Source organism: Citrobacter sp. S46_ASV_140 (genome assembly GCF_018919545.1).
GTDB classification, from domain to species: Bacteria; Pseudomonadota; Gammaproteobacteria; order Enterobacterales; family Enterobacteriaceae; genus Citrobacter; species Citrobacter braakii.
In genome coordinates, this window is sequence record NZ_JAHLRC010000018.1 from 19271 (window position 1) to 41978 (window position 22708).

Annotated in this window: 17 protein-coding genes and 1 pseudogene; 14 read left to right on the forward strand and 4 right to left on the reverse strand. The window is 49.5% G+C overall.

The window, feature by feature from the left end; translation table 11 throughout:
- The first annotated feature begins 108 nt into the window (after positions 1-108).
- From lolC to cobB, 5 genes are all read left to right on the forward strand, one after another.
- Positions 109-1308 carry a lipoprotein-releasing ABC transporter permease subunit LolC gene (gene lolC / locus KQJ19_RS07555; protein WP_216403508.1) on the forward strand — a complete coding sequence of 400 codons (1200 nt, stop codon included), beginning with the start codon at positions 109-111 and terminating at the stop codon, positions 1306-1308.
- Positions 1301-2002 carry a lipoprotein-releasing ABC transporter ATP-binding protein LolD gene (gene lolD, locus KQJ19_RS07560; protein WP_003832278.1) on the forward strand — a complete coding sequence of 234 codons (702 nt, stop codon included), beginning with the start codon at positions 1301-1303 and terminating at the stop codon, positions 2000-2002. The genes lolC and lolD overlap by 8 nt, the downstream gene beginning before the upstream one ends.
- Positions 2002-3246, forward strand: coding sequence for a lipoprotein-releasing ABC transporter permease subunit LolE (gene lolE, locus KQJ19_RS07565; protein WP_216403509.1), 1245 nt, complete (start codon positions 2002-2004; stop codon positions 3244-3246). The genes lolD and lolE overlap by 1 nt, the downstream gene beginning before the upstream one ends.
- Positions 3247-3387: 141 nt before the next feature.
- Positions 3388-4299, forward strand: coding sequence for an N-acetylglucosamine kinase (nagK, locus tag KQJ19_RS07570; RefSeq protein ID WP_200049509.1), 912 nt, complete (start codon positions 3388-3390; stop codon positions 4297-4299).
- Positions 4300-4314: 15 nt separating this feature from the next.
- Entirely contained in the window at positions 4315-5136 is an 822-nt protein-coding gene (gene cobB, locus KQJ19_RS07575; protein ID WP_016152685.1) for a Sir2 family NAD+-dependent deacetylase, read from the forward strand.
- Positions 5137-5187: 51 nt separating this feature from the next.
- Here the strand turns inward: cobB and potD are convergent, their stop codons facing one another.
- Together potD and potC are read right to left on the reverse strand one after the other, a co-directional pair.
- Positions 5188-6234, reverse strand: coding sequence for a spermidine/putrescine ABC transporter substrate-binding protein PotD (potD, locus tag KQJ19_RS07580; RefSeq protein WP_029139492.1), 1047 nt, complete (start codon positions 6232-6234; stop codon positions 5188-5190).
- A 27-nt stretch (positions 6235-6261) separates the two neighbouring features.
- Positions 6262-7041, reverse strand: a complete 780-nt coding sequence (gene potC / locus KQJ19_RS07585; RefSeq protein ID WP_003030794.1) for a spermidine/putrescine ABC transporter permease PotC — start codon at positions 7039-7041, stop codon at positions 6262-6264.
- 238 nt (positions 7042-7279) lie between these two features.
- On the opposite strand from potC, the pseudogene KQJ19_RS07590 reads away from it, so the two are divergent.
- Positions 7280-7387: pseudogene (locus tag KQJ19_RS07590) on the forward strand (antitermination protein); the annotation flags it as partial.
- Between the two features lie 138 nt (positions 7388-7525).
- On the opposite strand, the gene KQJ19_RS07595 reads toward KQJ19_RS07590, so the two are convergent.
- A complete protein-coding gene (locus KQJ19_RS07595; protein WP_016152687.1) occupies positions 7526-7738 on the reverse strand; it encodes a KTSC domain-containing protein in 213 nt (70 codons plus the stop codon).
- Positions 7739-8290: 552 nt separating this feature from the next.
- On the opposite strand from KQJ19_RS07595, the gene KQJ19_RS07600 reads away from it, so the two are divergent.
- A complete protein-coding gene (locus KQJ19_RS07600; RefSeq protein ID WP_005127641.1) occupies positions 8291-8503 on the forward strand; it encodes a cold-shock protein in 213 nt (70 codons plus the stop codon).
- Positions 8504-8931: 428 nt separating this feature from the next.
- Complete coding sequence (locus tag KQJ19_RS07605; RefSeq protein ID WP_071600303.1) at positions 8932-9120, forward strand: cold-shock protein; 189 nt, start codon at positions 8932-8934, stop codon at positions 9118-9120.
- Positions 9121-9607: 487 nt separating this feature from the next.
- Here KQJ19_RS07605 and KQJ19_RS07610 read toward each other — a convergent pair whose 3' ends face one another.
- A complete protein-coding gene (locus tag KQJ19_RS07610; RefSeq protein WP_049282083.1) occupies positions 9608-10699 on the reverse strand; it encodes an FUSC family protein in 1092 nt (363 codons plus the stop codon).
- Between the two features lie 1299 nt (positions 10700-11998).
- Between KQJ19_RS07610 and cspG the strand changes: the two genes are divergently transcribed.
- From cspG to KQJ19_RS07640, 6 genes are all read left to right on the forward strand, one after another.
- A complete protein-coding gene (gene cspG / locus KQJ19_RS07615) occupies positions 11999-12211 on the forward strand; it encodes a cold shock protein CspG (RefSeq protein WP_016152690.1) in 213 nt (70 codons plus the stop codon).
- Positions 12212-12221: 10 nt separating this feature from the next.
- Positions 12222-12410 (forward strand): cold-shock protein, encoded by a 189-nt coding sequence (locus KQJ19_RS07620; protein ID WP_094169075.1) that lies wholly within the window; start codon positions 12222-12224, stop codon positions 12408-12410.
- Between the two features lie 73 nt (positions 12411-12483).
- A complete protein-coding gene (locus tag KQJ19_RS07625; protein ID WP_019076503.1) occupies positions 12484-12714 on the forward strand; it encodes a hypothetical protein in 231 nt (76 codons plus the stop codon).
- A gap of 206 nt (positions 12715-12920) precedes the next feature.
- Positions 12921-13094 carry an addiction module toxin, GnsA/GnsB family gene (locus KQJ19_RS07630; RefSeq protein WP_016152691.1) on the forward strand — a complete coding sequence of 58 codons (174 nt, stop codon included), beginning with the start codon at positions 12921-12923 and terminating at the stop codon, positions 13092-13094.
- 696 nt (positions 13095-13790) lie between these two features.
- Positions 13791-13955: a YnfU family zinc-binding protein gene (locus tag KQJ19_RS07635; RefSeq protein WP_175299807.1), complete on the forward strand. Its 165-nt coding sequence runs from the start codon at positions 13791-13793 to the stop codon at positions 13953-13955.
- A gap of 156 nt (positions 13956-14111) precedes the next feature.
- Positions 14112-22694, forward strand: a complete 8583-nt coding sequence (locus tag KQJ19_RS07640) for a glucoamylase family protein (RefSeq protein WP_049282082.1) — start codon at positions 14112-14114, stop codon at positions 22692-22694.
- Positions 22695-22708: the final 14 nt, after the last annotated feature.

Genomic DNA, 22708 nt, shown 5'->3' on the forward strand with positions numbered 1-22708 from the left:
TTTATACTTTTAAGAATAGTGCTGACGAACACTTACGGTTCAGTCATTTACCCATTCCGCTTTCGCTTATATACTCGTGACTTTGCTAACAGCAACCAGACGGATTTCATGTACCAACCTGTCGCTCTATTCATCGGCCTGCGTTATATGCGTGGGCGTGCAGCAGATCGCTTCGGTCGCTTCGTTTCCTGGCTCTCCACCATTGGCATTACTCTCGGGGTAATGGCGCTGGTTACGGTGTTGTCGGTGATGAACGGTTTCGAGCGCGAGCTGCAAAACAATATTCTTGGCCTGATGCCTCAGGCCGTCCTCTCGTCTGAACAGGGTTCCCTAAACCCGCAACAGCTACCGGAAAAAGCGGTGGTGTTGAACGGCGTCAACCGCGTCGCACCGATAACCACAGGGGATGTGGTACTGCAAAGTGCGCGTAGCGTGGCAGTCGGCGTGATGCTGGGTATCGACCCGGCGCAAAAAGATCCATTAACGCCATATCTGGTCAATGTGAAGCAAACAGATCTGCAGCCGGGTAAGTATAATGTCATCCTCGGAGAGCAGCTTGCCGGGCAACTGGGTGTTAATCGTGGCGATCAAATTCGCGTGATGGTGCCCTCAGCCAGCCAGTTTACCCCGATGGGACGTCTGCCGAGCCAGCGTCTGTTTACGGTAATTGGCACCTTCGCCGCCAACAGCGAAGTCGACGGCTACCAGATGCTGACCAACATCCAGGATGCGTCACGTTTGATGCGTTACCCGGTGGGCAATATTACCGGCTGGCGTCTGTGGCTGAACGAACCGTTAAAGGTTGATACGCTGAGCCAGCAAACGCTGCCGCAAGGTACCAAATGGCAGGACTGGCGCGAGCGCAAAGGGGAATTGTTCCAGGCCGTGCGTATGGAGAAAAACATGATGGGGCTGCTGCTTAGCCTGATCGTGGCGGTGGCGGCATTTAATATTATTACCTCGCTGGGTCTGATGGTAATGGAGAAGCAAGGGGAAGTGGCGATTCTACAAACGCAGGGGCTGACGCCGCGGCAGATAATGATGGTATTTATGGTGCAGGGGGCCAGTGCCGGGATTATCGGCGCGCTGCTGGGCGCCGCGCTGGGCGCATTACTCGCCAGTCAACTGAACAACCTGATGCCAATTATCGGTGTGCTTCTGGATGGGGCTGCGCTGCCGGTCGCGATTGAGCCGCTGCAGGTTATCGTCATTGCGCTGGTGGCGATGGCCATCGCGCTGCTGTCTACGCTTTATCCTTCCTGGCGCGCTGCCGCCACTCAACCCGCTGAGGCTTTACGTTATGAATAAGATCCTGTTGCAATGCGACAACCTGTGCAAACGCTATCAGGAAGGCACAGTGCAGACCGATGTACTGCACGATGTCAGTTTTTGCGTCGGTGAAGGTGAGATGATGGCGATTGTCGGCAGCTCCGGTTCCGGTAAGAGTACGTTGCTGCATCTGTTAGGCGGGCTGGATACGCCAACTTCCGGCGATGTCATTTTTAGCGGTCAGCCGATGAGCAAACTCTCGTCGGCGGCGAAAGCGGAACTGCGCAATCAGAAGCTGGGGTTCATTTATCAGTTCCACCATCTGCTGCCGGACTTTACCGCGCTGGAAAACGTGGCGATGCCGTTGCTGATCGGCAAGAAAAAACCGGCTGAAATCACCGAGCGCGCACGGGATATGCTGAAAGCAGTAGGGCTGGACCATCGTGCCAGCCATCGTCCGTCTGAACTTTCAGGCGGTGAACGCCAGCGCGTGGCCATCGCTCGTGCGCTGGTGAATAACCCGCGCCTGGTACTGGCGGATGAGCCAACGGGTAACCTTGATGCGCGTAACGCGGACAGCATTTTCGAGCTTCTGGGTGAGCTGAACCGCTCTCAGGGCACGGCATTTTTGGTGGTGACACACGATCTGCAACTGGCGAAGCGCATGAGCCGCCAGCTTGAAATGCGCGATGGTCGCCTGACGGCTGAACTGAGCCTGATGGGAGCTGAGTAATGGCTTCGCCTTTATCGTTATTGATTGGTTTGCGTTTTAGCCGTGGTCGGCGGCGCGGTGGCATGGTCTCGCTGATTTCCGTGATTTCCACCGTTGGCATTGCGTTGGGCGTAGCGGTGTTGATCGTCGGCTTAAGCGCCATGAACGGATTTGAGCGTGAGCTTAACAACCGTATTCTGGCCGTGGTGCCGCACGGTGAGATTGAAGCCGTGAATCAGCCGTGGAACAACTGGCAGGAAGCGCTCGACAAGGTACAGAAGGTACCAGGCATTGCTGCTGCGGCGCCTTATATTAACTTTACCGGGCTGGTGGAGAGTGGGGCGAACCTACGCGCAGTGCAGGTGAAGGGCGTTGATCCGCAGCAGGAGCAGCGTTTAAGTGCGCTACCCTCGTTTGTGCAAAACCACGCATGGGATAATTTCAAAGCGGGTGAGCAACAAATCATTATTGGTAAGGGAATTGCCGATGCGCTGAAGGTGAAGCAGGGCGACTGGGTATCGATTATGATCCCTAACGCCAGTGCGGATCATAAGTTACAGCAGCCTAAACGCGTGCGTTTGCACGTCACGGGGATCCTGCAACTGAGCGGTCAGCTCGATCACAGTTTTGCCATGATCCCAATGGAAGATGCGCAGCAATACCTGGATATGGGATCCAGCGTTTCCGGGATCGCGCTGAAAGTGAACGACGTGTTTAACGCCAATAAGCTGGTGCGAGACGCGGGTGAAGTCACCAATAACTATGTGTACATTAAGAGCTGGATCGGTACATACGGCTATATGTATCGCGATATCCAGATGATCCGCGCCATTATGTATCTGGCGATGGTGCTGGTGATTGGCGTGGCCTGTTTTAATATCGTTTCCACGTTAGTGATGGCGGTAAAAGACAAGAGCGGCGATATTGCGGTATTAAGAACCCTGGGGGCTAAAGATGGCCTTATCCGTGCCATTTTTGTCTGGTACGGCCTGCTGGCGGGTCTGTTGGGGAGCCTGATAGGCGTCGTCATTGGGGTGGTTGTCTCGCTGCAACTGACGCCGATCATTAACGGGATTGAGGCGCTTATCGGCCATCAGTTCCTGTCCGGCGATATCTATTTCATTGACTTCCTGCCATCGGAATTACACTGGCTGGATGTGATTTACGTGCTGGTGACAGCACTCGTGCTGAGTCTTTTGGCAAGTTGGTATCCGGCGCGTCGCGCCAGCAATATTGATCCTGCGAGAGTACTTAGCGGCCAATAACAATATATACACGAAAGCATTCATGCGGCGGTAAGGCGGCAAACCGAAATCTCCATGAGCATAGATAACGATGTGACTGGAGGGTGAGTGCGCAGCCAACCCCAAGGCATCTTGAAGGATGACGTGTATCAAGGAGCGGTGATGTATTACGGATTTGACATCGGCGGGACCAAAATTGCGCTGGGCGTGTTTGATAAGCAACGTCGTTTGCAATGGGAAACACGCGTCCCTACGCCTCGCGACAGCTATGATGCTTTCCTTGATGCGGTCTGCAATCTGGTGACGGAAGCGGACCAGCGGTTCGGCGTTAAAGGTTCGGTAGGCATCGGCATTCCTGGCATGCCGGAAACGGAAGACGGCACGCTGTATGCGGCCAATGTTCCTGCTGCCAGTGGTAAGCCGCTCCGCGCCGATCTCAGCGCTCGCCTTGACCGCGATGTGCGTCTGGATAACGATGCTAACTGTTTTGCCCTCTCCGAAGCCTGGGATGACGAGTTCACCCAATATCCGCTCGTGATGGGGTTGATCCTCGGCACCGGTGTTGGCGGCGGTCTGGTGCTTAACGGGAAATCCATCACCGGACGCAGCTATATCACCGGCGAGTTTGGTCATATCCGTTTGCCAGTCGATGCGCTGACGTTGATGGGCTTTGATTTCCCATTGCGCCGCTGCGGGTGCGGTCAACTGGGATGCATCGAAAGCTATCTTTCCGGCGGTGGATTTGCGTGGTTGTATCAGCATTACTACCATCAATCGCTGGATGCCCGGGAAATTATCGCGCTGTGGGAGCAGGGTGATGAACAAGCACGTGCCCATGTTGAACGCTATCTGGATTTGCTGGCGGTGTGCCTTGGGAATATCCTGACTATCGTCGATCCTGATTTGGTGGTGATTGGCGGAGGCTTGTCGAATTTTACCGCTATTACGACGCAACTGGCGGACCGACTGCCACGTCATCTGCTGCCGGTTGCCCGGGTGCCGCGTATTGAGCGGGCGCGGCACGGTGATGCGGGCGGGATGCGCGGAGCCGCTTTCCTACATCTTACCGATTAATACAAAGAGGTTGTTATGCTGTCGCGCCGGGGTCATCGGTTAAGCCGCTTTCGTAAAAATAAACGCCATATGCGCGATCGCCTGCGTCAACGAATCTTTTTCAGAGACAGAGTGGTGCCTGAATTGATGGAAAAACCAAGAGTGCTGGTACTGACGGGAGCGGGAATCTCCGCTGAGTCAGGAATTCGAACCTTTCGCGCGGCGGATGGTCTCTGGGAAGAACATCGGGTAGAGGACGTTGCGACTCCGGAAGGATTTAGTCGTAATCCGCAACTGGTCCAGTCGTTTTATAACGCCCGTCGTCATCAGTTGCAACAGTCAGAAATCCAGCCTAACGCGGCGCATATCGCGCTGGCAAAACTCGAAGCCGAGCTGGGCGACCGTTTTTTACTGGTGACGCAGAACATTGATAACCTGCATGAACGTGCGGGCAGCCAGAACGTAATCCATATGCACGGCGAACTGCTCAAGGTTCGCTGTTCGCAAAGCGGGCAGATTCTGGAGTGGACTGGCGATGTAACTGCGGAAGATAAATGCCATTGTTGCCAGTTTCCGGCGCCGCTGCGCCCGCACGTAGTGTGGTTTGGTGAAATGCCACTGGGCATGGATGAAATTTATATGGCACTTGCAATGGCCGATGTGTTCATTGCGATTGGTACATCGGGCCATGTATACCCGGCAGCGGGGTTTGTGCATGAAGCTCGACTACATGGGGCGCATACGGTAGAGCTAAATCTCGAACCGAGCCAGGTAGGAAGCGAGTTTGAAGAGAAGTATTACGGTCCGGCAAGCCAAGTGGTGCCTGAGTTTGTTGAGAAATTATTGAAAGGACTGTGATTTTTTTGCCCGATACGCGCAGCGCCATCGGGCATTCCTTACAACGCTGAATTAGCGTCCTGCTTTCAGCTTCTGATAATACTCTTCATAGATAGCGCTGGCGGAACCAACATCGTTCTGCCATTCCCCTTTGTTGATGGTTTCTGCATCAGGGTAGAGGGTTTTATCGTTCGCGACTTCAGGGCTTAACAGCTTACGTGCTGCCAGGTTTGGCGTCGGATAACCGATGGTTTCCGCGACTTCTTTCGCCACGTCCGGGCGTAGCAGGAAGTTAATCAGCTTCAGCGCACCTTCTTTATTTTTTGCGTTTGCTGGAATAGACAGGCTGTCCATCCAGAAAATCCCACCTTCTTTCGGCCATACCACTTCCAGCGGTGTACCTGCCTGACGCGCAACATACGCGGAGCCGTTCCACACCATCCCCAGATTGACTTCGCCTTCCATATACGGGTTGGCCGGGTTGTCAGAGTTAAATGCCGCGACGTTAGGCATCAGCTTCTTCAATTCGTTATAGGCGGCTTCAATCTCTTTAGGATCAGTGGTATTGCCGGAGTATCCCAGCTTGCGCAGCGCCATCTGGAACACTTCTCGCGCATCATCCGTTAACAGCAGGCTACCTTTGTACTCCGGTTTCCACAGATCGGCCCAGCTGGTTACTGTTTTCGGGTCGATGGCATCGCTATTGATGCCAATGGCCGTCGCACCCCAGATATACGGGATAGAGTAGTCATTGTTGGGGTCGAATGGCTTGTTGAGCATTTCCGGATCGAGGTTGTGGAAGTTGGTCAACGTCGACTTGTCGATCTTCTGGATCATGCCTTCTTTGCGCATTTTATCGACGTAATAGGTGGACGGAACCACCAGATCGTATGCGCCGTCTTTATAGGTTTTGAGCTTGGCGTACATGGTTTCGTTCGACTCGTAGGTCGAATAGATAACCTTAATGCCGGTCTCTTTGGTGAACTGCTCCAGCAGTCCAGGCGGGACATATTCGGTCCAGTTATAGAAATAGAGCGTGTTGTTGTCATTAGCGTGAGCGGCGCTCATGCCCAGTGCCAGAGCACCCGCCGCGAGCAGGTGGCGTGACCATTTTTTCATCATTTAACGTCCCCTGAATTAAGGGCCTTAGCGGCCCTTGGTTTTATCACGTGCAATAAGCTGGCTGGCAATCACCATAACCAGCGACAGAACCAACAAAATGGTCGCCAGCGCGTTCACCTCTGGTGATACGCCGACTTTTACCATTGAGTAGATTTTTAACGGCAAAATTTCATAACCAGGCCCGGTAACGAAGGACGACACGACGACATCATCCATCGACAACGTAAAGCTCAGCAACCAGCCGGCAGCCACTGCAGGCATTGCCAGAGGCAGTATAATCTTGCGCAGAATAGTCACTTCACTGGCGCCGAGATCTTTGGCGGCTTCAAGCATTCGTACATCAAAACCTTTCAGACGTGAGTAAACCGTCACCACCACAAAAGGTAGACAAAAAGTGATATGCGAGAACAGCAGTGACCAGAAACCCAGTTGAATGCCGATCAGCATAAACAGCACCAGCAAAGAAATCGCCATTACGATATCCGGCGACATCATCACCACGAACAGCATGCCGCTGACAAACGGTTTACCGCGAAAACGGTAGCGGTACAGTGCAACCGCTGTGAGTGAGCCGATCAGCGTGGCAAACGTGGCGGATAGCACCGCCATCGTCAGCGAGTGTTGCGCTGCCTGTAGCAGGCTGTCGTTGTTCATCAGCAGGCCGTACCATTTGGTGGTAAAACCCTGCCAGTTGATGCCAAAGCGCGAGCTGTTAAAGGAGTTCACAATCAAAATAATGATTGGAATATACAGATACGCGTAGATGGCGGTCATAAAACCGCCTCTGAGCAGCCGACCGATCATTCGCGCTTCACCTTCTTGTTCAGAAGGCGCGATGTTTTCAGAGTATTGAAAATAATCAACTTTTTCTCTTCTCCAAAATCTCTCCAAAACTTCCCGCCAAAACAGATAGCCAAAAAGAAGCAGCTATCACTAAGGCCGCGAATTTTACAACAATTTTTAGGATGATCGGGAAAAAAAGGCCATTTAAATGACCCGCTTTACCCATTCCTGACTGCGAGTGTCGGTATAGCAATCGGTTCAGGGAACAATTAGCGCACGCTGCCGCTGTGGTGGTAAAGAGGAGGTACTTGACTGCAAAGCCACGAAAGAGCATGGCGTCCCAGTGTTTGAAACCTGTGAACGCTGCAGGGAGCATGCTTAACGAAGGGTAACGAAATTGACGGGAATAGTGGTTTTTTGGATATCAATTTCCTGGACCGGTGGTAACAAAAACAGAAAACACCAGAACGGCGTTTTACGCTATCTACAGCGTAAATTTCTTGAATCACCCTGTTTTACGACACAAGAATTTACCTTTAATGACACCGTCAAAGAAACGGCCTTTAGATTGCACCGTGAGAAAAGAGTTATAGATGCTTTCAGGAACGCCCACATACTGGAAAGTTGAAGAATTTACGAACCCAATCTCCAGTATCTTTTCTAATGGGTAGTAACCAATAAATTTTATTTTTGATGAAATCATTGCCTGTCGTTGCATTTTTTCTCCTTCAATTTTTTTAATTTTCCTTCTCTGATAATACACTGATATGAAACAAAAGGAGCATAGTTTTGTAAATGTTATGGTTGTTTCAGAGTTTACTGGTTGGATGAAATGATTTTCTTTGTTGCTTTAATTTCCTGAACTGCGAAAAATAGCACGAAAATTCGTTGCTGGATTTTTACGGATTGACTCGGGCTTTCCTTTAAGTAACTGATAAATATATTCTATTTTATTTTTCGTTATCCAGGGGGCGACCGGCTGTATGTTATTGCTGGTGAACAGAACTCATTGATTATGCTGTCTCAGTTTCCATTTCTAAGATTTTGCGAAAAATTAAATGAAAAAATAACTTGCTATTGTTTGTGGGGTGTGTGATTAATGAGGGGTTGGTTAGGTACACAGACCCATTAAAGCGGTTTAGTAAAGCAGTTCTCATCTCAAGCGTTATCCACAGATAATCCTTTCTTTTGAGCCTTCTTATCGTTACTAATTAGATTGTGTGCGAAGCCCTTTTCGCCGTAAGGCTACATAGAATTTAAGGAATTACCTGTGTCTAATAAAATGACTGGTTTAGTAAAATGGTTTAACGAGTCTAAAGGTTTTGGTTTTATTACCCCTGACAATGGTAGTAAAGATGTGTTTGTACACTTCTCTGCTATTCAGAGTGGTGGCTTTAAAACGCTGAATGAAGGCCAAAAAGTTGAGTTCAGCATTACTGCTGGTGCAAAAGGGCCGTCAGCTGAAAACGTTGTAGCTGCCTGATATTTTTCCTGATGTAAACCAATATACGATAGCGAAGACGGTGAATGCCTGAGTAGATATATTGGTTTTTCAGAAACTCAACATCTGTCAACATAAAACTGAACAGATGTCTGAGTCTAATTATTGGGTAGAACAGTTGAAATGATTATTTTATAAATGTCATTTGTTGTTTTACCTCTGTAGTTTTTCTTGCACGCTTAAGTGCATTCGTAAAAGCTAACAACATCCCAAAAATCGCTGGTGCTATAATATAAAGAAAATTATATTATTTTAGATTCCTCATGTGAACTGATAAGAAATATTTATTTTTTATTGCTTTTAATAGTGAGTTGTAACCTGATGCTGAAAACCAAGAGAAACTATTAGTTAAATAGAACTTTTGGATATCACTGCGGTAGTGAGTGTTGTAGCAAATAAAGGCTAACATCATGACCGACCATATTTATTTTAAGTGCCCTTGTTGTCATGGGTCACAGTACAGAACTTCCCATTTTGATGTGACTGAGAAAAATCCCTTTGGTGCAAAGTGTATTTTTTGTAAATCATCAATGATCACACCTGATAACTATGCACCATATACTTCCAGTAAATCAAATGAACAGGTGTTGCGAAAGTAACATTTGGCTCTGACCTTCCAGTTAAGGCGGCAAGATTCATTATGGCCGGGCACTGGTTTAAGTCCAACAAGGGCCGCCAGTCAGCTACTACCTCATCGAATTGAGCGGGCGACTTTTGAACTTGCAGGAGACGAGGGTTTGATCCTCTATGGTTACACCATGAATAAAAACCTCGTTCTAACGGGGTTTTGTCATTTCAGGGTTATCCGTGCAACATACAAGTAAGTTGGGCAAAGAATTGTATTTTTTGTTTTGCTATTAACATCATGTCTGATGTGTAACGGTATTACTAATAACCATATAAAGGGCAACGCATTGAGAATCATACAAAACCATATTATGGCCCAGGAAATTGGTGAAACAGTTATCCAGCTACTTGAAAATGGCAAAAGGGTTACGACAGGGAATATCATTGATTTGCTCGAACGGAAAAGTCATGCCTTGCACGGTCAAAAGGCCGATGAGATAAGAGAAATATTGATATTTATCAGGAAAAAATCGGTTCTGTAAGCGCTTTTGTGATTAAGGTTGATAGTGCTTCAAGTTGGATAGCAAGCTGAATGCTCAACCAAACATATCCGTGAACGGCGCTTTCAATGATTTCCTCGCCCTCATTGGCGAGTAAAAGACAATGCAACTCTTTAGTAATTTCGAGAAGATGCTCGCTATTTGATGCTATCGGCGTTGGGTTTCCTTCATGCAAGGCATGTGCGAGGGTGTTGAGGGTGCTACGGGTCATTTGTTCCATATCTGACAGCGTATGAGTATTCAATATGAGAAATCGACTGCCACGAGATGCCCAGTGGGCATTTATCTGAAATTTTTGCGCCGCTATCATATCGCGGGTTATCGATTGAATATCTTCAAGTAGACTCTTCGCAATCTTTGTTTCTTTATTTACTGGTGTAATAAGACTGCGCATTTTTACTACATTATTCAGCGCTCGCGTTTGAAGTTTGGCCATTCTCGGGGGCGCAAGAACGTTTCGGGAGACTCCCGCAGTTGTTATTTTTAGATAATCAGAAAGAAAGTCAGCAAGTTGTATACGCCAGTTAATGAATGCTCTTTGGGGAAAAATGCTGGTAAACAACATCGCCAGAATGCATCCTATAATAATGTTGGTGCTTCGCCACAATGCTGTTTGTAAGTCTCCTGCAGGAGCGCTGCTGACAACCGCCAGCGTGATACCAATCAATAATGCGGCATAGGGACGTTTACTCATGGCCAGAAAACCACAAAGGAAAGCTGCGCATCCACACCACAGCATCATCATAGTGAGAGAGTACATTTCAATGTGTAATGCGATGATCCCCAAAATCGCACCCCCTACAGTTCCCGCCATACGTTCAAGTGCCCTGGGTATCACATTGCCCATGTAACTAATTGGTCCCATGACCACAACCAGTGTAATCAGGGGCCAGGAGTGGTCTGGTAAATTCAACATTCTTATCAGTAAGAAAGTTATAACAAATGCTAAAGCAATACGGATCCCATGAACTACGCGATAGTTGCGGTAAATCTTAAGTTCTAAAGGACTTATCGGTTTATTCCGTTCAATGGAAAAAATATTGTTTTTCATTGGTTAAAATCTTTAACATAGACAGAATTATAAAGAAAGTTCAGATACACACTGAAAAAATAATCTCGTCTTACTTTTTTAACTTATAAAAAAGGAGGGCGATGCCTGATATAGGTTATTGTTAATCAATTGCTAATGCAGTAGCGAAAGAAGACGTAATTTTTAATACCCACAATATCTTTGGATTTGCCATTATGGTGGTAAGCGGCTCTACTCATCTTGAGTGGCCCATGACTTAAATTCAACATGTTGACTTTGACAGATATTAAAAAGTTGTGGACTTCCAAAATACTGGTTAGCATGTATAAAACGTTTTCTTTTACAGGTTGTTATAAGGCTAATCAAAACAGGTCAAATGGTGTCTGTGCACGGCTTTATATCAGCAACGGTATCATTATATTAATAACAATGCACTTTGATGAGCTAAGGCCCGGACCAAAGCTCATGAAATATAAGTTCTGGCTACATTAGATGGAAGCAGTACACAACCTATTCATGTGTTATCGAAAAGCAACTACGTAAACAGAAAGTGCAAGTGCGAGAAATATCCAGTATTGAGAATGGTAATGGAAAAGTTTGAGCATAAATATCCTCCACAGATTCAGTTCCTAATTAATGGCAGATTTAAATGTCAACAACAAACAAAAAAGCATGGGCATTGATTGTTTGATTGTTTCATATTGTTTCAGTGATGCGCTATGACGGTGCGTTTGCACCAGCGGTAGGATTTTTGCATTGTTATGGTGAGCTTAGTGTCAGTCTTAGCCGGCAGCACATCAATGCAACAAAGCTTGTCACCCGCGTGGATGCCGCAAAGCATTGTTGATGACCGCTTCTATGCCGGATTGTCTTGTGCACACCTCTATGAGGTCATAAAAAAACAACAGTGGATCGTCCAGAAAGAAGACAAAATAAAATGATAAATTAAGGGGAGCACTTTCTAGAGACAAGGGGGATGAATAATCCAATGGAGGAAATACGACTCTTCCGTGAGTCAAAATCCCTGAAAACTTAGGGTGATAGATAAAGGTCTTAAGCAGCATGACATAATTTTCGATTTAAGCTATTTAAATTCATTTTTATGATAAGAATCATGTGCGATTTCCCTATAAAACTAAATCTTGCTATGTTTGGTTAATCATGCGTTAATGAATTCTTGGTTTGTAACGAATTTATCTAAAGCAAGTGCTGTATTAATTTTATTTCTTGTTCCTGTTGAGATTTTCTTGCTGGCTTTTCTCTCTGATGATTTTTTTCGGACCATTCTGCCCAAGTGCTTACTCAAGAAAGGTAATAATTATGTCTAATAAAATGACTGGCTTAGTTAAATGGTTCAATCCTGAAAAAGGTTTTGGGTTTATCACCCCTAAAGATGGCAGTAAAGATGTGTTTGTCCACTTTTCTGCTATCCAGAGTAACGATTTCAAGACACTGAATGAGAATCAGGAAGTTGAGTTTAGTGTTGAACAGGGACCTAAAGGCCCCTCAGCAGTTAATGTCGTGGTTGTATAAGGTAACTGTTATTACACATCATATTCACTTCAGATGCCCGTGTTGCCACGGATCTCAGTACAGAACGTCGAGCTTTGATGTTACTGAAAAAAATCCTTTCGGAGCAAAATGTATTTTTTGCAAATCGGGAATGATTACATTTGACAATGTTGCGCTATACATTCGTTCTGGTCAGACTTCGTTAGATTTTAGAAAATAAAGTTCAGGTTCCTTATGGAGCCTTTTTTGTATGCTAAACCGTTCATCTCTGTACGAACCATCACGGTATCATTATGAAAAAAGTAATCGTTTTTTTTAACTCAGAACCGGCAGTTGTTGTATCCGTAATGAAGGGAATTACTTCAATAATGCGTGAGTTTCCCAATGGGGAAAAAGCACACCTGTCCGTGATGTCAGCAGGATTTCCATCTCTGACAGGAGACCATAAAATAGTTTATGTTGCCTCTGATCGCGATGTCAGTTCCGAAGAGATTCTCGAGGCAGCATCGAAGCTTTTGAAGTGACATCTGATTGTTTCTTTACCGACCAAGATAGTAGTCCAGTGGTTTGCAGATGTTTTGCGCTTTTCTTGTATGAAGATTGTACTGCAACCTCTTGATTATTGAGTCTTTCCATTCTATCTTTTAAACATGTCAGCGCTGTTATAAGTGCTCCACGGGGAATGTTACATACTTGGCGTTGATACGTTAGAGATCAAGAGAGGTAAATAATGAACGTCGAAGAGTTAAAAACAAAAACTGAAGCGGATATTTCTGAATTCATTACAAAAAAAATTGTTGAACTCAAAAAAAAGACAGGCAAAGAAGTTTCCGACATCCAGTTTACTGCTCGTGAAAAAATGACTGGGCTTGAAAGCTATGATATTAAAATTACATTGATCTAATTGTTAAAAGACCCAGCTTGAATGAAAAGCATTATCTTAAAAGGTAATGCTTTTTTATTGCTGTCAAAAAATTTGGATGTTGTCAAAACCTTCATTTTTAATCATAGAGACAAGGCCTGACTTTTTAATGGGGCCTTTCCGATGCCAGCCCGCGCTATCGGGCTACTGCTGGCTCAGGGCAGAGAATGCACTTGTCGAATATTTCGTGGTCAGTGGGTATCACATTGAGGGGAGTGGGTGACGTAGTAGCCTGCGAATGGGTTAATTATCATTTCGGTCGGGATTGTTAGATAACCCAACTCCTACTTTTACCGCAGCAAACAACATAATGCACAGAGCGGTAATGACGGTAAATACCAATGAAAGGCTGGTAATCATAAATTTTCTTCATTTCAGATGGATTTGATTATTAGACTAAGGCATAAAGGAAAAGTTCAGGGTAAATATCATAGTATTTCCCGGAAAAAATATCGAAGCGGGTCATTGTATACCAGAGCGGGCTGCAGGGAGCCGTATCGAAGAGTGGCGGGTCAACGGTCTCAACGGCCCCTGTGGCTGCAAATATCTATCTTGGCAAACGTCGTCATCTACCCTGTGATATCCCCCTTTTGGATAAAGAATAGGACGATAAATTAAATGGTTAAATTTTATCCAAACGTGGTACAGTGAATCTCATTCATCGAAAGGGTAATCATCATGTCTCTCATCGATTACGCAATGAAGTACCTCGGCGGCGTATCGACGACTACTGTCATCTGCCCGGCCTGCGGCTTACGTTCATCCCAATCTATTTCTAAAATTCGCCTTAAACAGACAATGCTGTGCCCTGGCTGTAAAACACTGTTTGTTTCACCACGATAACCCTGACACTTAGTTGCACCTAAACCCGGTGTTCTATACTTAAGTCAAATCCCGGCAGCTGTTAAATCCCTGATGCCTTACGCCCATCCTGAGAGAACGTTTCTGAACTGATTTCGCAACTGCTCCTGCATGCTAACTCTGCATCAGAGCAATGCTATGAAAATGAACCCCAGGGCGTGGTTTAACCGCTCCCATATTCCGATGAATGCTACCGAAAGCGTAACGTTTTCGGCGAACGATCCTGCCGGTGAAAGCACGCTGCAGTCAGAACTCTTTTCGACCGCCCAGATGGAACGCTACGGTCAGAAGCTCGCACGGACTCATAAATTATCGCCGGATAAACATCCTTATTATCTTCTAAAAAGACTCGGCGAGAATGAGGCCATCATTACCCAAAGTTGCTATGAGCTTAACGCGGGTAAAAAGACCAGCATCATGCCTGCCGGGGAGTGGTTGCTGGACAATTATTATCTGATTGAGGAACAAATCCGCACTGTCCGCCAGCACTTGCCGAAAAGCTTTGGTAAAGGTCTCCCGTCGCTGATGTCGCCGCTGAATTGCCCACGAATTTACAATATTGCATCAGAGGCCATTGCTCACGGTGACGGGCGCTGGGATGCCGCCAGCCTGACCAGCTATCTCACCGCCTATCAACAGGTGACCCCGCTGACATTAGGTGAAGTCTGGGCGTTACCGGGAATGCTGCGCCTGGCGCTGATTGAAAATCTTCGTCGTATCAGTATCGAAGTGATCAAAGCGCAGCAGGACAGAACGCTGGCCGATATGTGGATAACAAAGATTTTCGGATGTGCAGAGAATGCCCCTGGCGATTTAATCATGGTTGTTGCCGATATGGCACGCTCCCGACCTACGTTAACCAGTGCCTTTGTCGCAGAGCTGGTGCGGCGTCTGCAGGGGCATGGCAATGCGCTGTCGTTACCTCTGACCTGGGTTGATCAGTGCCTTCGGGAACAGGGGATCACCACCGACGTTCTCATACATAATTTCAATCAACAGCTTGCCGCCAGCCAGCTATCTGTCAGTAACAGTATCGCGGGCCTGCGATTACTGAGTGAAACGGATTGGGCTGATTTCGCCGAAACGATAAGTGTCGTCGAACAGGCATTACGCAATGATCCTGCCGGTATCTATCCTCGGATGCACTTCAATACCCGGGATCATTACCGGCACGTTGTTGAGGTCCTGGCCAGAGACAGTGGTCTCAGCGAGCCTGAAGTTGCTGACAGGGTGCTGACCCTTTCAGGAAACAGTGCTCCCGATACACTGGAATATCATGTTGGTTATTATCTCGCAGGCGAAGGTCGGCAGGCGCTGGAAATTCATCTGTTAGCAGACACCTCAAGGCTCATGCGCTTGCGGCACAGTTTCAACAGAATAACCCTGCTGTCATGGCTTGGAAGCCTGGCGTTGTTGACAACCGCAACGACCGCGGCAATTTTGCACGAAACAGCCATGCAGGGCGCAGACTGGCTGTTGATCGCGGTGATATTCCCTCTGATTATCGCTGTAACTCAGTTGATGAGCGATTTACTCAGTGACGCCACCACCCGTTTTCGCGTTCCTCGCCCCTTGCCGCGGATGGATTTCTCAACCGGCATTCCCCCTGACAGCGCCACTCTGTTAGTCATCCCCTGCATGCTGACCAGCCACGCAAGTTTCAGCCAACTCCTCACCAGTCTTGAAGTCTGCTGGCTGGGGAATGAAAACGAAAATCTCAGGTTTGCGCTGCTCACTGATTTCGCTGATTCTGCAAATGAACCCTCGCCGGAAAGCCAGATGCTGCTCAGACAGGCGATCGCCGATACGCAGGCGCTGAATCGCCGCTATCCCTCCAGCCGCCCACGTTTTTATCTGCTACACCGCCAGCCTGAATGGAACCCCGCGGAAGGAACGTGGATGGGCTATGAACGCAAACGGGGAAAACTGGCGTTACTGAACAGCTGGTTGCGCCATCCGGGGACACAATTCGTCAGCGTTGCAGACATGCCTGCTAACCTTTTACCGGGCCACATTAAATACGTCATTACCCTGGACAGTGATACGGTGCTGCCGCGCGATACGGCGCACAAACTGGTCGCGACAATGGCGCATCCGCTGAATACGCCAGAGTATGATCCGGTACGCCAGAGGGTTGTCAAAGGATTTGGCATTTTACAACCCGGCCTTGCGGAGGAGATACCACGCAACGGTCAGGGACGTTACGCCGCCATGCGCAGCAGCATACCGGGCAATAATCCCTATTCGATGATGTCTTCGGATATCTATCAGGATCTTTTTGGGGAAGGATCGTTCGTGGGGAAAGGGATTTACGATGTTGACATTTTTATGCAGGCCACGGCCAACACCTGCCCGGAAAACCTGGTTCTCAGCCATGATCTACTCGAAGGATGCTATGCACGTTCGGGTCTGCTGAGTGAGGTGTTACTCTATGAACAGTACCCGAATAATTATCTGTCGGATGTTGCACGTCGTTCACGCTGGATCCGGGGTGACTGGCAACTGCTTAACTGGCTGAAACCACGTGTCAGAAGAGCCGATGGAACCCGGACCAGGAATCCGCTGACCGCGCTTTCTTACTGGAAATTACTCGATAATCTGCGTCGCAGTCTGGTCGCCCCTTCATTACTGGTATTGCTGTTCTTCACCCTGCTTGGGGTACCTAATCCGGTTTACTGGCTGGGCGTACTGTCGCTGATATGGCTGTTGCCAACCATCCTCTGCATCACCCATGACCTGCTGCATAAACCTCTGCGTCGCCGCCTGAAGCCGCATCTGTTACTGGTAGGGGCGGGCGCGCTGAAGCGTTTGTCAGGTATCGGCCTTAATTTTGCGATACTGCCGCATGAAGCCGGATATTCGCTAAAAGCGATCGCCGTGACGTTATGGCGATTGGGGATCAGTAGGCGTCACCTCAGCCAGTGGGTCAGCCACAGCCAGGACAGCAATCAGGCCGGACCCACTGTCGCGCGTTTTTATCAGGCGATGTGGCTGAATGTTGCAGGTGGTGTGATGCTGATAATACTGACCGGACAATTTGCTCCACAACTGCTGGGGATTGCGTTGCCGATCGGTTTGTTATGGTGTGTGGCACCGCTGCTGATGAGCTGGCTGAGTCGCCAGCCTGCGCGTAAGGTGTTTTCGCCCAATCCGGAACAAAAACAGCTGTTGCGCCAGACAAGCCGTGAAATCTGGGCGTTTTTTGAAACCTTTGCCACAGAAAAAGAGAACTGGCTTCCGCCTGATAACTACCAGGAAATACCGCAGCCGACGGTGGCCCATCGAACTTCTCCTACCAATATTGGCCTTTCTCTCATGGCTAACCTGACGGCATGGGACTTTGGCTACCTGCCCGGCGGGGAAGTGCTCCGGCGCGTGTCGCTCACGCTCGACACAATGGATAAAATGGAGCACTACCGGGGCCATCTCTACAACTGGTATGACACTCGTACGCTGGCCCCCCTCAGCCCACGCTATATCTCAAGCGTCGACAGCGGCAACATGGCAGGGCATTTGTTGACCCTGCGTGCAGGGCTGTCCGCCATGCGTCATCAGCCAGTTTTAAACCGCCAACAGATACTGGCAGGACTGAACGATACGCTGGATATTCTGGAAAAACAGTGGGGTCAGAACCCGCCTGACAGCTTGCGGTTGCTGCGAAAACACTGCCTGAGCGCGGTGTCGCTCTCTCCGCAGACATTTTTCAGCGAGCTGATAAATATGCGCACCCAGTGCAACCACCTGAACACGCTATGCCATCAGGGATCTCCTCTTCAGATGCGTTGGGCAGGACATCTGGAGCATCAACTGGTTCAGCTTTGCCATGAGTGGTCGCTGCTGCTTGGCTGGTTACCTGCATCCTGGAACGAACAGACGCTGCCGACTTTGTGCGAGCTTGCCCGCGCAACATTTACTGGTGTAGGAACCCCCCCGGCGTCAGCGACGGAGCAGGCCCGGATGCGACTCAATATTATCACTGAACTTGAACAACGGCTGGATGAGCATGCCCGGATGGATTTCGCCTTTCTGTACAGCGAAGCAACCAGTCTGCTCAGTGTTGGCTATAACTGTGACACGAATATGCCTGACAAGAGCCACTACGATCTTCTGCCGTCTGAAATCCGCCTGACCAGCTTTCTTGCCATTGCCACTAATCAGCTACCTCTTAAAAGCTGGTACGCGTTGGGACGACTGTTCACTACCATTGACAATGAAACCGCCCTGATGTCATGGAGCGGGTCAATGTTTGAATACCTGATGCCGAATCTGGTAATGCCCACCTGGCCTGGCAGCCTGCTCGATGAAATGAGTCAGTCGGCGGTTATGCGCCAGATTCATTGGGGGAAAGAACGCGGAGTACCGTGGGGCGTTTCAGAGTCTGGTTATCATGCTTTTGATGTTCAGCATAATTATCAATATCAGGCATTTGGTGTGCCGGGTCTCGGCCTGCGCAGGGGGCTTGCTGATGACATGGTTGTCGCCCCTTACGCCACACTGCTGGCGTTGATGGTCTCCCCACAGAAAGCCTGTGAGAACCTGATCAGGCTGCAAAAAAATGGCGCACATGGTGAATACGGTTTTTATGAAGCGCTGGACTATACTCCCTCACGCCTCGCAACCGGTCAGCTCTATGCGGTGGTTCAGTCCTGGATGGCGCATCACCAGGGCATGGCGTTTCAGGCGCTGGCTCATGTGCTACTTGACGCCCCGATGACTGAACGCTTCATGTCCAGTACGGTCTTCCGGTCTGCGAGCCTGCTGTTACAGGAACGCGTGCCGGATGCAGTCGATCTGTACAGTCCGCGCCGTCATTTTGAATCTCATGAGGGCAGGGTCAAACCCGTTCGCTATGAACCCCGTATTTTCTATGGCGTGGACACGCCGGCCCCGGATATTCAACTGCTGTCCAACAACCATTATCATCTGATGTTGACCACGGGCGGCGGCGGCTACAGTCGCTGGAATAATATTGCGCTTACGCGCTGGCGCAGTGATACCACCCGCGATAACTGGGGAGCATTCTGCTATATCCGCGATATACAGACGGGGAATGTGTCGAGCAATACCTGGCAACCAACAGCCCACACCAGCGGGCATGACGAGGAAGTGATATTCACCGATGCGAGTGCTGAATTCAGACGCACTTTCGATGGGCTCAGCGTCAAAACTCAGGTTGTGATCTCCCCGGAGGATGATATTGAGTTGCGACGGCTCACACTGATTCATCGTGGTCGCCAGCCTCGCTCTCTGGAACTGACAACCTATGCCGAAGTAGTACTGGCGCCTGAAGCCAGCGATCTGGCACACCCGGCATTTAGCAATCTGTTTATTCAGACGGAACTGGATCCTGAGCGTGACGCTATTCTTTGCCACCGGCGCCCGCGTTCTCCGGGTGAAGCGAGTCCCTGCCTGTTTCACATGATGGTGGTGCATGGCGATAACCTTCATAACGTTTCGTTTGAAACAGACAGGGCAAAATTTCTTGGTCGTGGCAGAAACCCTGCTGATGCCCAGGCAATAAAGGCAGGCGGGGCGCTCAGCAACACGTCGGGGTCAGTGCTGGATCCGATCCTGGCAATACGCCACGCCATCACTCTGCAGCCGGGGCAGCCGGTCACGATTGATATCATTTATGGCATCAGCGAGACCCGCCAGCAGAGTCTGGCATTGCTGGAAAAATACCGCGATTACCCTATCGCTGATCGCGTCTTTGAACTGGCCTGGTCTCACAGTCTGGTGGTGTTACGCCAGATGAACGCCAGTGAAGATGATGCCACTTTGTTTAATCGTCTTGCCAGCGCGGTGCTTTACCCTGTCCAGGAGCTGCGCGCCGAAGGCCAGGCGATCAGCCGCAACCGGCGTGGTCAGTCCGGTCTGTGGGGCTGGGCAATTTCAGGCGATCTGCCGATAGTGCTGATCAGTATTACCAGCGAGGAAAGTATTGCTTCAGTGACCACACTGATTCAGGCGCACCGTTACTGGAGACAGAAAGGACTGGATGTTGATTTGGTTATCCTGAATAACAGTCCCGGCGGCTACCAGCAGGGCTTACAAAATCAGATTATGGACTTAATTTATGCCGGGTCTGAAGCCAGCCTGCTGGACAAAACGGGCGGTATTTTTGTTCGTAATGGCGAGCATCTCTCTGCTGAGGATAAGTTGCTTTTGATGAGCGTGGCCTGTCTTTATCTTGATGACCGCACAGGCAGTATTAATGAGCAGCTTAATCAGCGTACTCACACCCTTAAACCTCAGGCCAGAGCACTCATTCCACGGGCTGTACGCGAGCGTAATCAACATACGGACTGGAGTCCCGATATCAGTCAGTTATGCCATTTCAATGGGTACGGTGGATTTTCTCAGGATGGTCGGGAATATCAGATTGTCCTGCGGGAAGATGCGCAGACACCGGCACCCTGGTCAAACGTACTGGCAAATGCCCGTTTTGGCACTGTGATTTCAGAGGCGGGACAGGCCTACTCCTGGTATGAGAATGCACATGAATACCGGTTGACACCGTGGGAGAACGATCCGGTGAGCGATCGCAGCGGCGAGGCGTTTTATCTGCGCGATGAAGAGAGCGGTGAGTGTTGGTCACCGACGGCTTTACCTGTTCGCGGACATGGTGATTACCTGACCCGCCATGGTTTCGGTTACAGCGTGTTTGCCCATCGAGAGAGTGGTATAGACAGCGAGCTGACGGTCCTGGTTGCCGAAGAGGCGCCGGTTAAACTGGCGCTCCTGACGCTCAGTAACTCTTCGGGGCGGACACGCAAACTTTCCGTCACCGGCTATGTGGAGTGGACGCTCGGAGGAACACGAACTCGCTCAGCCCCTCACATTGTGACACATGCGGCCAGACCGCCTGGCGGCTGCGGAGTGCTGGCGAACAATTTTTATGGTGATAACGGTAGCGGTCGTACTGCCTTTTTTGCCGTCAGCGGTAATGACTGTTCGTTGACCGGGGACCGCCGGGAATTTATCGGTCGTAATGGTTCTCTGCACGCCCCGTCGGTCATGAAGCTACGCAGGCTTTCAGGTAAAACGGGCGCCGGTCTGGATCCCTGCGGGGCAGTACAATCGGCGGTTACCTTAATTGATGGCGATCAGAGGACGTTTATTTTTATCCTCGGCGCAGAGGAGAATCATATTCGAGCTCAGGAGACGCTTGCCCGTTATATGAATGAGGAGACGGTCCGCGAGGAGCTGAACCGGGTTCACAACCACTGGCACAATGTGCTCGATAAAATCGTGGTTAACACCCCCGACACATCGGTAAATTTACTGGTGAATGGCTGGCTATTGTACCAGACGGTAGCCTGCCGCCTGATGGCTCGCAGCGGTTACTACCAGTCCGGCGGCGCATTTGGTTTTCGCGATCAACTGCAGGATACGCTGGCGCTGAGTCATGCTGATCCGAACCGGATGAGAGAACAGATAATCCTGTGTGCATCACGGCAATTTATTGAGGGTGATGTACAGCACTGGTGGCACCCGCCACACGGCAACGGGGTGCGCACCCGCTGTTCCGATGATTATCTGTGGCTTCCGCTTGCCGTTTGCCACTATGTTGAAACGACGGGGGATATGGATGTACTGGAAACACGTATTCCTTATCTGGAGGGACGTCCGCTTCAGCCTGGTGAAGAGTCTGCCTATGATACGCCGGTGATCAGCGGTACCGAAGAGACACTCTGGTTACACTGCGTCAAAGCCATTAAGTATGGACAACAGTTCGGGGAGCATGGTCTGCCGCTGATGGGGGCGGGTGACTGGAATGACGGCATGAACCGGGTGGGGATCGACGGCAAGGGTGAAAGCGTCTGGCTGGGCTTCTTCCTGTTCGACATTTTGCAGCGGTTTGCGGCGCTGGCTGATCGCAGGCTGGATGAAAGCGTCGCCTCAATGTGCCGTTCACAGGCTGTACGCCTGCAAAGCAATCTCGAAGCCCACGCCTGGGATGGTGAATGGTACCGGCGTGGATATTTTGACGATGGTACTCCCCTGGGGTCGAAAGCATCACAGGATTGCCGGATTGATGCGATTGCCCAGAGCTGGTCAGTATTGTCCGGGGCCGCTAGCCCGGGACGGTGCGCAAAGGCCATGCAGGCGCTGGATAAGCACCTTGTGGATAGCGAGGGGGGACTGATAAAACTATTAACGCCGCCTTTCGATGGGCACGGTCCAAATCCGGGTTACATACAGGGCTACCTGCCTGGTGTGCGGGAAAACGGAGGGCAGTATACACATGGCGCTATCTGGGCTGTGATGGCATTTGCCCGAATGGGGAATGCCGAACGTGCCTGGCAACTCTGGTCCATGCTCAGCCCGATAAATCATACTCTGAATGTGAACTCAGTCGGGATCTATAAAGCCGAGCCTTATGTCATGAGCGCTGATGTCTACAGCGTCGCTCCCCATATCGGACGTGCCGGATGGAGCTGGTATACCGGTTCATCAGGCTGGGCCTGGCGTTTACTTACCGAGGAATTACTGGGGATAAAACGTTCCGGTGCTGACCTTACGGTTCATGCCCGGTTGCCGGATGGGTGGCCGTCTTTTTCTATGGCTTATCAATATGGCGAAAGCCATTATCAGATTAGTGTGTCACGCGGCGATGCAGAATATCGCGTTACACTGGATGGTGTTCTCCTCCCTGATGACAGAATACCGCTGCGGGATGATGGACAAAACCATACGGTTGAGATTATTCAGAACTGACACTGAGTCCGGAC